Consider the following 14,128-nt stretch of genomic DNA (forward strand, 5'->3'; position numbering starts at 1 on the left):
ATATGACATGAAAAATACCAAAATGACCATTTGTATTTTCTAAAAAAAAGAATATATTAACTCTTATATTATATACATGGTATCCTAGAGAATGCAAGAGGAAGAAGAATGAGAAAAGCAATGACAACACAAGAACGCAGTCGGCGTTATTTTATTTTGGAAGGAATTACAGGGATTGGTCAATTTTCATTGACGACCGGTAATTTTTTGGCAGGGTTTATTAGCTTTTTAGGAGGCAGTGAGACATTAAATGGTCGGATAGGCGTTATACATGTCGCTATGGGGATTTTTCAAATTTTTTCGACATTAATTTTATCTCATGGGCATCGTAGCCGTAAAGAAAAAGTTATCAGTATTGCCATTATCTTGCGGATATTTATGTCAGCGACATATTTTGTCCCCTATATTTTAATGCGCTTAGGGGCTTCGCCAACGATAATGATGGCTGGTTTTATAAGTTGCTTTGTGTTGGCTTATATTTGTAATGGACTTATCAGTCCAATCATCTCTAGTTGGATGATTGATTTATCGCCACTTCAAATTCGTGGGAAATATTTAGCGTATCGTGAAAAATTGTCGTTGGGAATTGTCGCCGTATGCACCATTGTTCTTGGACGTGTTCTTGACTATAACAAAATGTTGGGACAAGAGTTTGTAGGTTTTTTGTTTTTAGGTGCAGTTCTTGTCATTATGGGCGTGTTAAATATTTATGCGCTTATTCATATTGAAGATGTACCAACGGATGAGACTAAAAAAGAAAATGCTTTTTTAAAGCGTCTTTGTGCTCCGATACTAGATCCGGTTTTTAGTAAAATTATTCTTATGTATATTTTTTGGAACCTGGGGCTCTTTGTTGGTGCGCCTTTTATGGCGGTATATATGGTAGATGTACTTAATCTTAGCTATACATATATGATGACAATGACGGTTGTGACTATTTTGGTGCGTGTCGCCTTTACATCATGGTGGGGAAATCTTGCGGATAAAAAATCATGGTTTTTATCAGGAAGCATCTCCGTGATGCTTTTAGGATTAACACATTTTTCTTGGGGATTTATCACACCCGATAATTATAAGATACTGATACCCTTAGTTCATGTTACAGTAGGATTTGCATGGGCTGGTGCAGGGATATCGTTATTTAATATGCAGTTTTTATTTGCAAAACAAAAAATACGTACAATGTCTGTAAGTGTCAATTCAGCTATTGGAGGCTTAGTTAGCATTGTCGCTGTATTTTTAGGAAGTTATATTGTGGAATGTGTAGGGGAAAATGGCATGCGTTGGACGTTCTTTTTATCCGGTTTGATTATTTTACTTTGTCCAATTTATATTCACAAAGTGTTAAAACGGTTACACATGCACATTATCCAAGATTAATTTAAGCATTTGATGTGTTTTTATATTTATACTTATAATATTTTAAAGAGACAATAACAAGAATGACTTTTACGACCAGAGAAAGTATAAAACTTGGCGATGAGGGGTCGTCGGCAGTTAGTCCAATAAAGGTGGCAATAAACATGGAAGGTATAAGGCCAAGCGTTGAACTAATAATATATTTGATGAATGGGGTTTGAACTGACCCGAAAAACATTCCGGTAATATCCATCGATACAAGTCCGATGGAACGTATTATAAAGACAAAAAACCCCTCGTTTTGTTGTCTGTTTTTTAGCAATTCTTCTCCCTTCTTAAATCTATCTAGTAGGGCTTCGACCCGATTTTTTCCAAGAATAGATCCGATACCATAAGCGACAGTACATGCAATAACTAATCCGATAAGATTAATTCCCAATGCGAGTAGCGGTGGAAAAACCATGCCGACAACAATTTGCAGTATAGGCACTGGGATAACAAATAGGATGGGTTTGATTAAATACAACGTCAAGAAAAAAATCATTGCAAAGAAAGGGTTGCTTGGACTATAATCAAGAAGGTTTTGAATGGAAAAAATGCGATTGCCTCGATTGAGGTATAAAAAGCCAAGAACCATACCGATTAGAATTAAATATCTTAATATATAGAATAAACCACGCTTATAAATTTTTTCCATGAGAATCTCCTTTAAGTACACTATGTCTATTTATTATAAACTGAATCAAGGCATTATGAAAGGGGATATTTAAAAAGAGTCCACTGAATAATGAATGAAAGGAATCCCATGAAGTCGTTAAAACGCGTTGTCATACAGATTTTTGTGTCTATCTTAGGAATTTTCATCTTATCCGTTATCGTTAATACCAGTGTAGATGCCCATATTTTAAAGAAAAATCAACGAATGATTCATAACTATGATATGATCACACAAACTGTGGTCTTATATGATGCATCCAAAAATGCTTTTCGTCTCTATAATCGTAATCGCGCTTCAGAGTTTTATCAAGAGTATCAACAAACCTATACGGTGTTAATGGAGGCAATTGAAGGCTTGTCCCAGGAGTTTGAAAAAGACATTCAGGTTAAGATGCATTATCGAATTATTCGCCAAATGCTTAAGGAGCGCCACCAATTGATTGAAGCTTACAGTACATATGAAACCGTCGGGCAATCCCTCTCGCAAGATCTTGAGTTTGTACAGATTATGAGTGACCGTATATCTACACAATTAAATTATCTATTGGCATCCTATTTGAGTTATATCAATCAAGGCAATCATGAACAAACCCATTGGTATGCAACATACAAGAGAACATTCAATCTTATCATGCTGATTATGATTAGTGGGATTATTATTGGAGGGTTAGTTACAATTACAAAGGTGAAGGAAAAACTCCACCAAACCAAGCAGGCGATGACAGATATCGGAGAACGTCGATTTTCGACGCCGGATATTACGCTGACACAGTATGACGATATTAACGTCTACATTAATACGGCCAATACGATGAAGCATGAAATTATTGCAGGTATTGAGCAGATCGAAGCGTTCGCAGAACAAAAAATCATCCATGAAAAACAAGGCCGACTTTTAGCAGAAAGTCAATTTAAAGCTTTGCAGCTTCAGATTAATCCACATTTTTTATTTAATACGTTAAGCTTGGTTATTCGTCATATTCAGCTTAATGAAAAAGAGGTTAGCATTCAGCTGGTTAAAGAGACTTCACGTATTCTTCGTAACAGCCTAGGTAAGCTTGACCAGTTAATAACCTTGGATGAAGAAATTGAATTACTTGAAGCGTATATATATATTCAACGCCTACATTTGCAAAATCGTGTCGATATTGTTCTTGATATCCGCAAATCGTATGGAGGATCCCAAATTATGGTTCCCTCCCTTGTAATCCAGCCCCTTGTTGAAAATGCAGTCTTGCATGGCATGAAGGAAACGAGTGAACAAGGATTGATTGAAATCAAAATCTTAGAAAAAGCAACCCATATTGATGTAGTTGTTTCTGATAATGGGGTGGGAATGTGTGAACAGCAGGTTCAGCAGCTTTTTAATGTTCACCAAGAAGAACATATTGGTATGACAAATGTGCTAAAGCGCTTGCAATTAATCTATGATCATAAGAATAGTGACCTAATAAATATTTGGAGTGAGCCCGGGGAAGGGACGACCATTACAATGAAGTTATATAAGGAGGTAGAACTGTGATTAAAGTATTGATTGCAGATGATAAAAAAATAGAACGCAATTACTTGAAGCAATTTTTAGAACAAAAGTATTCCAAGGATGTCACTGTTGTAGCAGCGGTCCAAGATGGACGTGAAGTTATAGATTTTATGTCTCATAGCCGAGTAGATTTGCTTTTACTGGATATTCAGATGCCTAAAATTGATGGATTAGAAGTTGCCCAGCAAGTACGTATCAGTCATCCGGATGTCGAAGTAATCCTTATTACCGCTTATGCGGAATTTTCTTATGCCAAACAGGCCATCAAAATCGGAGTAACAGATTATTTGTTAAAACCATATATGGATGAAGAACTTCAAGAAATTATGGATAACAGTTTAATAAAAATCAGCAAAAACACACCTGAATTATATAACGGTGGAGTAAGCCATGGATATGTGGATGCCCCTTATTTTGAACTAAAGATGGCAATGAATAAAATTTTACTTGATAAGCATAAACATGAATTAGGCAAAGAAGTATTTGCTAATCAACCTTTTAATCATAGTGATTATAAAGTTGTGGTATTTTTTAGTGAAAACTTGTCAAATATATCTATGGATATGCTGCAAATCGTCTTAGGAATTTTTAGAAAACGGAATCTATACGTTCTTGGCTATGTTGATGGCAAAGAGATTATTATCTACTTATTCGGAAATAAAAAAATTGATTTTGTTGAAATGGATACAAGTATAAAAAAAGCGGTAAAATTTTTAAATGATGAAAAAGTGGGAGAAGTTTTTTGTGGTGTAAGTGGGTTTTACTGTGCACTAGAAACAATGCATCCTGCTTATGCAGAGGCAACCTCGTTTATTACAGAATTTAGTCCGTTAACAATCCAAAAGGCCTTTATCAACAATATGACAGAGCGTGAAAAGGGTTATGCTAAGCTGCATCAGCTTTTGCAGGCGATTATTATGAAAAATCATGAAGAGATGCAAAAAATATATAGGTACTTGATTCATCAGATTATGGATGATAAAGGCCTAAGCTTGGCGTACATGGGATATTATTTAATAGCAAGCGTTTATGATGTCTTAAATTGCCAAGGTGAAAAAAACAAAGAAATACATACGTTTATGCGAAGTGCGCAGCAAAATTATAATGCAATCACGGCAATGGAAGAACTGGTATATGACTTGGTTCAATCCCTTAGCCAACGAGTAGGGGACGTAAGTGTCTATAACAATGTTACATTAACTGCTAAAGCTAAGGATTACATACAAGCCCATTATCATGAAAAAATCACATTACAGGAAGTGGCTGATCGGCTTGATGTAAGTTACGGGCATTTAAGCAAGTGTTTTAGTCAGGTAGAGACCATTCCCTTTAATCGATATCTTCTTGAAACACGTATTAAGCAAGCTAAAAAATTGATGACTCGTGGGGAGAAGACCATCAGTGAAATCGCTTATGCGATTGGTATTGATGATCCTAACTATTTTAGCAAGTGCTTTAAGCGTGTCACTAATATGGCACCCAAAGAGTATATGACAATGCAAATGGTAGAAAATTCTCCTACGTCTTCAAAGTCATGACCAAAAATTACCCGTATTGATAAATTACTCCATTCTAATGCTTTATAGCCTTGGGTATAATAGGGAACGTGTCAAGGACATGAAAATAATTAAGCATTTAGGGAGGAAACAGATGAAAATGAAGAAAATGATGGCTATTATCTTAACACTTGTGATGATGATAGGTCTATTGGCAGGATGTCAACAAGAGACAAACAATGAAGTTACAGAGACGGAAACGACAGAAAACGATGGACAAACAACAACAGAAGAAAAAAATGATGCAGAAGAGACAGCAGTAGAACCAGAGCTTGTGTTGCGTTATGGAGATGTTAACCCATTAGGACATGTCCTTTTGGATTCAGCAGATTACTTTGCACAACAAGTTAATGAAATGAGTGAGGGACGTATTAAAATTGAATTATATCCATCCGGTCAGTTAGGGGATGATAATGAAGTATATCAAGCACTTCAAATGGGTGCGGTAGACTTATATCGAGGAAATGCTTCATCATTAACAGATTTTGGAAATATGCAAGTGAGTGCATTGGCATTACCTTATATCTTTAGAGATCGTGAACATTTTTGGGCTGTATGCGGCGGTGAAGTCGGACAAAAGATTCTTGATAATGTTCAAGAAACAGGTTCAAGAATGGTTGGCCTTTTCTACATGGATGAAGGTGCGAGAAACTTCTTTACAACAGAAGCACCAATCACAACGATTGAAGACATTCAAGGGTTAAAAGTGCGTGTGCAAAACTCAGCCTTGATGTTAGATACAATTTCAGCACTAGGAGCAAACCCAACGCCAATTGATTATGCAGAGCTTTATACATCTCTTCAAACAGGTGTTGTTGATGGCGCTGAAAATCCACCGGCAAGTTATTATTCAAATAAATTCTATGAAGTTGCACCTTATTATGTCTTAGATGGACATACATTTTCACCTTCTGTGATTCTTATGAGTGAAATCACATGGAACAATCTAAGTGAAGAAGATCAAGCTATTTTAGTTGAAGCCGGAAAACTTACAGAGATCTATAACCGAGAAGCTATTGAAGCGGCTGACCAAGCAGCTTATGAAAACTTAGAAGCACAAGGCGTTCAAATTACAACATTAGAAGATCCTGAAAAATGGTCTCAAGCTATGGATGTTGTTTATGATACACATGGAAGCGAATTCTTAGATTTAATCGAAGAAGTTAGAAATGTAAAGTAATATACAAATGTCATGCAAAGATCAAGCCTAATGTTTCTATCATTAGGCTTCATTTTTTAGAAAGCGAGTAAAACAATGAAAAAAATACTTGATCGAACATTTAATTTTATAGAGTCTATCTGTAAGATTCTATTAATTGTACAGATTATTTCGGTGACGATTGTTGTTGTAGGAAGACAAGTCTTTAGTATGACACCTGTGTGGGGCGAAGAGCTTACGCTTTTTTCAATGGTTTGGGCATCGTTATTAGGCGCAGCCGTATTATTGAAAAATGATGGACATATCGCTGTGACCGCTTTGGATATGTTTTTGCCGGATAAAGTTATTAAAATATTGGACCTTTTATCGTATATCTTTTTGATGCTTTATGCAGTTCTTATGGTCATCTATGGCATTAAGCTGATGGAACTGACAGGATTAAACATGATGCCGGCACTAAAAATCAAATCCAGTTGGCTATACGCGGCTATGCCTGTCTCGGCGGCAGCAATGATGTTACTCTTGGCTGAGAAAATATATTTATTTGTGAAGAAAAAACCCTACAAATTTAATTAAGGAGAAATACTATGCCAAATTTAACGATTGCTACAATTATTTTGATTGGTAGCTTTATCATATTTATTGCACTTCGGTTTCCGATAGCGTATTCATTGGGAATATCTTCGGTGATGACAGTAATCTATCTAGGAATGCCGCCGGAAATGGTTGCTCAAAACACAGTGAAAGGTATTAATGCCTTTTCTTTGATGGCGGTTCCATTTTTTATCATCTCCGGAGAGCTAATGAGCTGTGGAGGAATCGCAAAACGCTTAGTCAAGTTGGCAGACGCCATGGTTGGCTGGATGAGTGGAGGATTGGCCATTGTTAACATTGTCGCTTCCATGTTTTTTGGAGGAATATCTGGATCATCAGCTGCAGATACAGCATCTCTTGGTCCGATTCTTATACCGATGATGAATAAAAAAGGCTATGATAATGAATTTTCAACGGGTATCACCTGTGCCAGTTCAGTTCAGGGAATGTTGATTCCACCCAGTCACAACATGGTAATCTATGCCATGGTTGCAGGGAGTGTGTCTGTTGGTGCCTTATTTCTTGCAGGGATGGTGCCAGGAATCATTCTTGGAATTTTTTTGGTTATATACAGCTTGATTGTAGCTAAAAAACGTAAGTATCCTAAGGGAGATCGGTTTGAACTTTCGAATGTACTTAAAGCATTTAAAGAAGCAATTTTTGGCTTGATTACGGTATTGATTGTTGTTGTAGGCGTCATTGGAGGTCTCTTTACAGCAACAGAAGCGGCAGGACTTTCAGTAGTATGGGCATTTTTTGTCACCTTTTTTATCTATCGTGAAATACCTTTAAAGGAATTTTGGAACATCTTAGGACGTGCACTACGTACCATATCTATGGTCATGATTATTATTGGTACTTCATCGGCTTTTGGCTGGCTCTTAGCTTATCTGAAAGTGCCGGAAATGGTAGCTGGAGGTATTCTTGGGATGACACAAAATAAAATCCTGGTTCTATTGATTATCAATATCATCCTTTTAGGTTTTGGTATGTTTATGGATATGGCGGCGATCATAACGATAACAACGCCTATTCTTTTACCGATTGCTATGCAAATGGGAATGGATCCGGTCCACTATGGGGCCATGATGGTCCTTAATTTGGGAATTGGCGTATTGACACCTCCAGTGGGCAACACGCTCTTCATCGGTTCAGCCATCTCAGGGTTAAAGATAGAGCGCTTGGCAAAGAGCATGATTCCAATGTATGTTGTCATGGGTCTTGTGCTATTACTCATAACATTTGTTCCTCAAGTGGTTATGACCTTACCGCACATATTAATGAAATAAATCAATCAAACACCTCGTTGATGAAGTTGTATAAATTCACGAGGTGTTATTTTTTCTTCTTTTTTAAAAAGTGCACTATAATAACTAGGACTTTTAATTCCGACGCGCAGTGCAACATCTTGAATGGATAAATCCGGTGAGGATAAGAGAAGCGATTTACTTTTGGACAAACGATAATTACGGACATATTCAAAAGGACGCATGCTAAGTTCGGCTTGAAATAGGCGACATACATATTGGGGAGAACGTTGGATAATTGAAGCCAAATCGTTTAAACTAAAATCATCCATATAATGATTTTCAATATATGCTAAAAGTGTCAGAAACATCTGGCTTCCATGAATGTCGGTGTTTTTTTTAGTGCTTTGTAGACGATGAATTTCATAGATAGTGTCATAGAGCAAAGTGGAAATTTTAAAATAGTGCTGATGATATTCATTATTGGATAAACGGTATATCTGTTCGAGAAGCTGTTGAGTTTGGTGGGGATCATTTAGAGGCATATATGCAAAATCGGTTAATCCAAAGGCTTGAAGAAGGTCAGCAACGGCGTAACCGTCAAATGAAACCCAATGTGTGATCCAATCTTCTCCCGTTTTCATATAATGGTGTGGAAGATGCGCTGGAATAAACAGCCCTGTATTTGGAAAGATATCATAGACTTCGTCGTTGATATATAGTTGGCCAGAACCAGAGATCGTTTGAATCCATTGAGGCGATGTATAACCATGAGGACGATCCATTTCAGTTTCAGTAAAAAAAATACCGGATGATGTCAGGTAAAAAGGAAGGTTTAATTGATGATCCGTATTTGTAGGAAAAAAAGCGTTCATAAAATCCTCCATATTTTGTATTAGTTTTAAGTTTGTGAGTTCATATTCTTATAATATATGAAAAACTTTATATTGAAAAGACTTAGTTAACGTATTATGATGAAGATACATTAACTTTAATTTTATGATAGTATATGAAGGAGAAGGTTATGCAGAAAAAAATAGTATTGGACAGTCGTAATGACAATGAACAACCTTGGTACAACCAACCCGAAGTTTTTCAAATTAATCGAATGAAAGCCAAGGCCTTTGGTGTATCCTATACGTCTATGGAACAAGCAAAGGCTTATGCTCCATATGAAAGTGACCGTGTAGAGCTTTTAAATGGGCAATGGTATTTTAAGCTTGTCGATAGTCCAAAGGAGCGTATCTATGGATTTGAACATCCGGAGTATAATGTTAAGGACTGGGATCTTATCTCTGTGCCGTCGAACTGGCAGATGGAAGGGTATGATTATCCTCAGTATACCAACACCGTTTATCCGTGGGTGGATACGGAGGAAGTGATTGCGCCCAATGCTCCGATACAGTATAATCCTGTGGGACATTATGTGACCTATTTTGAGCTTAAGAAGAATTTTAAGGATCAACCGGTATATATTAGCTTTCAAGGTGTTGAATCTGCTTTTTACCTATATCTTAATGGAGAGTGTATTGGTTATAGTGAGGACAGTTTTACTAATGCAGATTTTGACCTGACCCCTTATCTACGTGAAGGGCAGAATAAGTTAGCTGTTGAAGTATTTCGCTGGTGTGATGCCAGTTGGTTAGAAGATCAAGATTTTTGGCGCCTAAGCGGAATTTTTCGAGATGTATTTTTATATACAGTAGGCACAGCATGGATTGATGATTATAGTGTCAATACTCGATTTGAAGAAGATTATACGAAAAGTTGGATAGATGTTGAGTTGGTGTTAGCGTCATATGAACAAGCCTATGAACAGACATATACAGTTTCTGGGACTTTATTTGATAGTAAGGATTCGATTGTTGAACGCTTTGATATTGCAAAAGGAGTGCAGGGGACAGGACAAAAACTTCAAGCCTCTGTGGGTGTCAATAATCCAAAGCTTTGGAGCAGCGAGACGCCCTATTTATATATGCTGGTTTTTGAGGTTGTAGATGCATCTGGTAAGAGAATAGAATATCGGTCAACCCGTATAGGGTTTCGAGAGATAAACGTTGAAGGTACCCAAATGTTTATCAATGGAAAAGCTTTATTGCTTCTTGGAACGAATCGACATGAGTTTCATCCGCAGAAAGGCAGAGCTATTGACTTGGAAGATACACGCAAAGATTTGATACTTATGAAACAGCACAATATCAACTCAGTGCGTACATCGCATTACCCTAATCACCCGTTCTTCTATGATTTGTGTGACGAACTTGGTCTATATGTTATTGATGAGACAAACTTAGAGACGCATGGGACATGGAAATATCCAGAAGCACAGCAATTCCAAGAAAATGCCATCCCAGGAAGTAAATCCGAATGGAAAGATGCCGTTGTAGATCGTGCGGTATCCATGGTTATGCGTGATCGTAATCACCCATCAATTATTATGTGGTCTCTTGGGAATGAATCCTATGGAGGATTGAACTTTGCGCATATGCGTCATGCGATTCTTGCTATTGATCAATCCCGTACCATTCACTATGAAGGGACTTTTCATGATCGTAAGTTTGACTATGTATCAGATATTGAAAGTCAGATGTATACAACACCCGAGATGCTGGAACACTACGCTAAATATAATCCGAAAAAACCTATACTTTTATGTGAATATAGTCATGCTATGGGAACAAGCTGTGGAGGACTGCATTTATATTTAGATTTGTTTAGAAAATATGAGGCGCTACTCGGTGGATTTATATGGGACTGGGTAGATCAAGCCATCTTAAAGCAGGAGGGAGATATAAGCTACTATGCTTACGGAGGAGATTTTAATGATACCCCCAATGATAATTTCTTTTGTGGCAATGGATTGGTCTTAGCTGACCGCAGTGTGACGCCAAAACTGTTAGAAGTAAAAAAATGCTATCAAGTCATGGAAGCATTTCCTTCAAATTTAAAAGAAGGAAAAATATATATTGAAAACAGAAATTTATTTTTGGATTCGCAATATTTGAATATCAACTATTCGATTGAAAAAGATGGATGCAGTGTAGCTACAGGTACAATTGATACGTTAATTCCAGCGGGGGAAATGCGAGAAGTGACTATTAAGGAGCTCAAGAATGGCATCGTTGATGAAGAAGGATTTTATCAACTAAATATTAGCTATGAGCTAGCGGAGGATACAGAGTATGCCCCGAAGGGATATTCCCTTGGGTTTTCTCAGATAACATTGCCTTGGATAGGAAAACATACTCCTGAAAGCCTAGAAGCACGTTTTGGAAGTATATCTAAGGTGGTTTCTGAATATCCGTATATTATTATGGAAGAAGTAGAAGGAATATATGACGTATCAGGTGAAGGATTCAAGATAGCATTTAATCAAGCTACAGGTTGGATTGAACAATATAGCATTCATGACCAAGAGATGTTGGTAGAGCCTATTCAACCATGTTTTTGGCGTGCCGCGACAGATAACGATTTAGGCAACAACATGTTAGAAGAGTGTAAAATATGGAGAACTATGCCAACACAAATGCGCTTAAGGGATTTTGATGTGGTATCCATCGAAATTAATGAAGCAAGTTATGTACAAGTAAAAGCATTATATCAAATGCCGATTGACGATGAAGGTTTTGTTGAGATGACATATCTTATTGATACCCAAGGACGAATAAAGATTACGATGGATCTTAAACCATCAGCTATGATGCCACAAATTCCAGCCTATGGAATGATGGTTCAGATAGACGCTCAAATGGATGCGTTAAAGTGGTATGGACGAGGGCCACATTCCAATTTTTCAGACCGTAAGCAAAGTGCACCCATTGGCTTATATGAATCAACCGTTGCAAAACAATGGGTACCTTATATTCGTCCTCAAGAATGCGGTAATAAAACGGATGTACGTTTTATGCAAGTGTGCAATAAAGAAAAGATGCAAGGAATGCAAATCATGGCAGATATTCCAGTGGAAGTTGCTGTGGCAGGATTTACACCCTATGAAATCGAAACGTACACACATCCGCACTTGATGCCAAAACCTTCAAAAACAGTTATCCGTGTCAATGGCTATCAGCGTGGTATTGGCGGAGATGACAGTTGGGGAGCTCAACCGAACAAAAAATATCAATTAAGTTCAGAGAAAAACTACCAATATACATTCTTCCTGGGATTTAACTAGAGGATGGCGGGGATTATTGCTGAAAGTATGCGCTTAATGCTTCAAGTGTGCGATTGACTTTTTCAGGAGTACAATTATACCCCATATGTCCGATGCGAATCACTTTGCCTTGGAGATATCCAAGAGAACCTGCAAGCAAGATGCCTTTTTGTTCAAGCATATATTGGCGTATATCCATTTCAGAGTGACCTTCGGGCACAACAAAGGCTGTGACTGTATCTGAAAATCCAGCCTTTGGATATAGAGATAGACCCAAACTTTTTATTGTTTCTCGAACTTTTTGGGCTTCCTCATGATGTCGGATAAATACGTTCTTGTCATCGACAACCCGCTTAGCAGCTAGATGTAATGCTTTGATTTCATTGACAGGCTGTGTATAGGGAAACTTTTTTTTAGAATACCAATCATCCCATATCATAAGGTTTGCATAAAAGCCGATAATGGGGTGATTTCTTTTTTTCATTTTTTCTTTGGCATCTGTGCTAACAGATAAAAAAGTTAAACCACTTGGAGCCGAAAGACATTTTTGAGAGCCGCCTAAGACAATATCTATATTCCATTGGTCCGCATAGACTTCTAGTCCACCAACACCGGAGACGGAATCAACGACAGTCAAAATACCATAAGACTTTAGTAAGGGACAAAGTAAGTCAATAGGGTTAACGAGTCCGGAAGGGGTTTCGCAGTGAACCATCGTTGCTAAAGTATATTCATGATTGGTTTCTAGAAAAGCCTTTAGTTTATCTACATCAATGGGTTCTTGGTCATTCATTTCATAGAGTGTTACTTGTGCCCCATATAGTGAGGCAAAGTCAGCAAAGCCTGACCCAAAGATACCGTTGGAGATGACAAGTACGTTGTCGCCAGGTTCGATAAGAGAAGCACATGCTGCCTCAAGACCTAGGATACCTTCACCATTTAAGAGGTAGACGTCCTTTTGGGTATGCATGATTTGCTGAAGGTATTGAGTGGTTTCTTTATAGATTTCAAAAAAATCAAGGTCGATGCTAGGATGCATAAATGGTTCGGACATCATGGCAAGGACTTCAGGAGCAATGTCAGTTGGACCTGGGGTCATGATAAGCTTTTTTGAAAAGTTCGGGTTATCTAAATACATCAATTCACGACCTTTCTGCGGCAAGTTGGTTGAGATGTTGGGAGGTTCCTGATTTTTCAATGATTAAAATAACAGGTGTCGCAATAAGGATTCCGGCAACTGCCTGAGTAATATCACCAGGTAAAGAAGCAACAGCAGCAGGAAGATTATGATAAAGCAGTAGATTATATGCGAAGTATCCAAGAATCATCCACAAGCTGGGTAGAATCATTGCAAGCATCAGGCGAACCATATGTATAGGCCGTCTTTGGCTTGTGTTTGCGATAGAACCTATCATATAGCCCATAATTCCTCGTATGATAAATGTTCCGGGAGCCCATATAATCCATGGAGACAATATGTCAAAAAGAGCCATTCCAAAAGCACCTGCAATAGCGCCGTATCGTTTTCCAAAGATAATGGCAATGGAAAAAAGTGCGACATTGCCAAGATGTATCAAACCACCGGTGGCTATTCCTGGTAGAGGGATTTGTACAGCATATGTAGCGACAAAGACGATGGCAATAAATAAAGCAGCAATAATAACGGATTTTGTTGTGATTTTTTGATGTTCTTTCATAGGACACTCCTTTTTATCATAAGTATAGGCGTTCATGTCATAGCTTGACAAAAACGAATAAAAAAATATAGTCCTAGTATAATTGAAAAGTGTCTCTTGTAAAAGT

General features: G+C 37.5%; 11 protein-coding genes. 7 read left to right on the forward strand and 4 right to left on the reverse strand.

From position 1 onward, the window contains the following. The first annotated feature begins 108 nt into the window (after window positions 1-108). Complete coding sequence (locus QBE53_05440) at window positions 109-1,380, forward strand: MFS transporter (GenBank protein ID WZL82552.1); 1,272 nt, start codon at window positions 109-111, stop codon at window positions 1,378-1,380. A gap of 1 nt (window position 1,381) precedes the next feature. Here QBE53_05440 and QBE53_05445 read toward each other — a convergent pair whose 3' ends face one another. Next, window positions 1,382-2,056 carry a VTT domain-containing protein gene (locus tag QBE53_05445; protein ID WZL82553.1) on the reverse strand — a complete coding sequence of 225 codons (675 nt, stop codon included), beginning with the start codon at window positions 2,054-2,056 and terminating at the stop codon, window positions 1,382-1,384. A gap of 108 nt (window positions 2,057-2,164) precedes the next feature. Between QBE53_05445 and QBE53_05450 the strand changes: the two genes are divergently transcribed. The 5 genes from QBE53_05450 to QBE53_05470 all read left to right on the forward strand — a co-directional run bounded on the left by QBE53_05450 (window position 2,165) and on the right by QBE53_05470 (window position 8,214). Beyond that, window positions 2,165-3,598 carry a histidine kinase gene (locus tag QBE53_05450; GenBank protein ID WZL82554.1) on the forward strand — a complete coding sequence of 478 codons (1,434 nt, stop codon included), beginning with the start codon at window positions 2,165-2,167 and terminating at the stop codon, window positions 3,596-3,598. Continuing rightward, complete coding sequence (locus QBE53_05455) at window positions 3,595-5,154, forward strand: response regulator (protein ID WZL82555.1); 1,560 nt, start codon at window positions 3,595-3,597, stop codon at window positions 5,152-5,154. The genes QBE53_05450 and QBE53_05455 overlap by 4 nt, the downstream gene beginning before the upstream one ends. Before the next feature lie 112 nt (window positions 5,155-5,266). Further along, on the forward strand, window positions 5,267-6,352 hold the full coding sequence (locus QBE53_05460) for a TRAP transporter substrate-binding protein (GenBank protein WZL82556.1): 1,086 nt from the start codon (window positions 5,267-5,269) through the stop codon (window positions 6,350-6,352). A 75-nt stretch (window positions 6,353-6,427) separates the two neighbouring features. After that, window positions 6,428-6,907, forward strand: coding sequence for a TRAP transporter small permease (locus QBE53_05465; protein ID WZL82557.1), 480 nt, complete (start codon window positions 6,428-6,430; stop codon window positions 6,905-6,907). A gap of 11 nt (window positions 6,908-6,918) precedes the next feature. After that, window positions 6,919-8,214: a TRAP transporter large permease gene (locus tag QBE53_05470; GenBank protein ID WZL82558.1), complete on the forward strand. Its 1,296-nt coding sequence runs from the start codon at window positions 6,919-6,921 to the stop codon at window positions 8,212-8,214. A gap of 5 nt (window positions 8,215-8,219) precedes the next feature. On the opposite strand, the gene QBE53_05475 is transcribed toward QBE53_05470, so the two are convergent. After that, window positions 8,220-9,047 carry an AraC family transcriptional regulator gene (locus QBE53_05475; GenBank protein WZL82559.1) on the reverse strand — a complete coding sequence of 276 codons (828 nt, stop codon included), beginning with the start codon at window positions 9,045-9,047 and terminating at the stop codon, window positions 8,220-8,222. Window positions 9,048-9,196: 149 nt separating this feature from the next. Between QBE53_05475 and QBE53_05480 the strand changes: the two genes are divergently transcribed. Beyond that, window positions 9,197-12,346 carry a glycoside hydrolase family 2 TIM barrel-domain containing protein gene (locus QBE53_05480; GenBank protein ID WZL82560.1) on the forward strand — a complete coding sequence of 1,050 codons (3,150 nt, stop codon included), beginning with the start codon at window positions 9,197-9,199 and terminating at the stop codon, window positions 12,344-12,346. A gap of 13 nt (window positions 12,347-12,359) precedes the next feature. Here QBE53_05480 and QBE53_05485 read toward each other — a convergent pair whose 3' ends face one another. Then, window positions 12,360-13,463: an alanine--glyoxylate aminotransferase family protein gene (locus QBE53_05485; GenBank protein WZL82561.1), complete on the reverse strand. Its 1,104-nt coding sequence runs from the start codon at window positions 13,461-13,463 to the stop codon at window positions 12,360-12,362. Window positions 13,464-13,467: 4 nt separating this feature from the next. After that, the gene (locus tag QBE53_05490; protein WZL82562.1) at window positions 13,468-14,022 is read right to left on the reverse strand and encodes an ECF transporter S component; all 555 of its coding nucleotides are present in this window, start codon (window positions 14,020-14,022) and stop codon (window positions 13,468-13,470) included. Between the last annotated feature and the right edge of the window lie 106 nt (window positions 14,023-14,128).

Source organism: Vallitaleaceae bacterium 9-2 (assembly GCA_038396585.1).
Lineage (GTDB): Bacteria > Bacillota > Clostridia > Lachnospirales > Vallitaleaceae > UBA1351.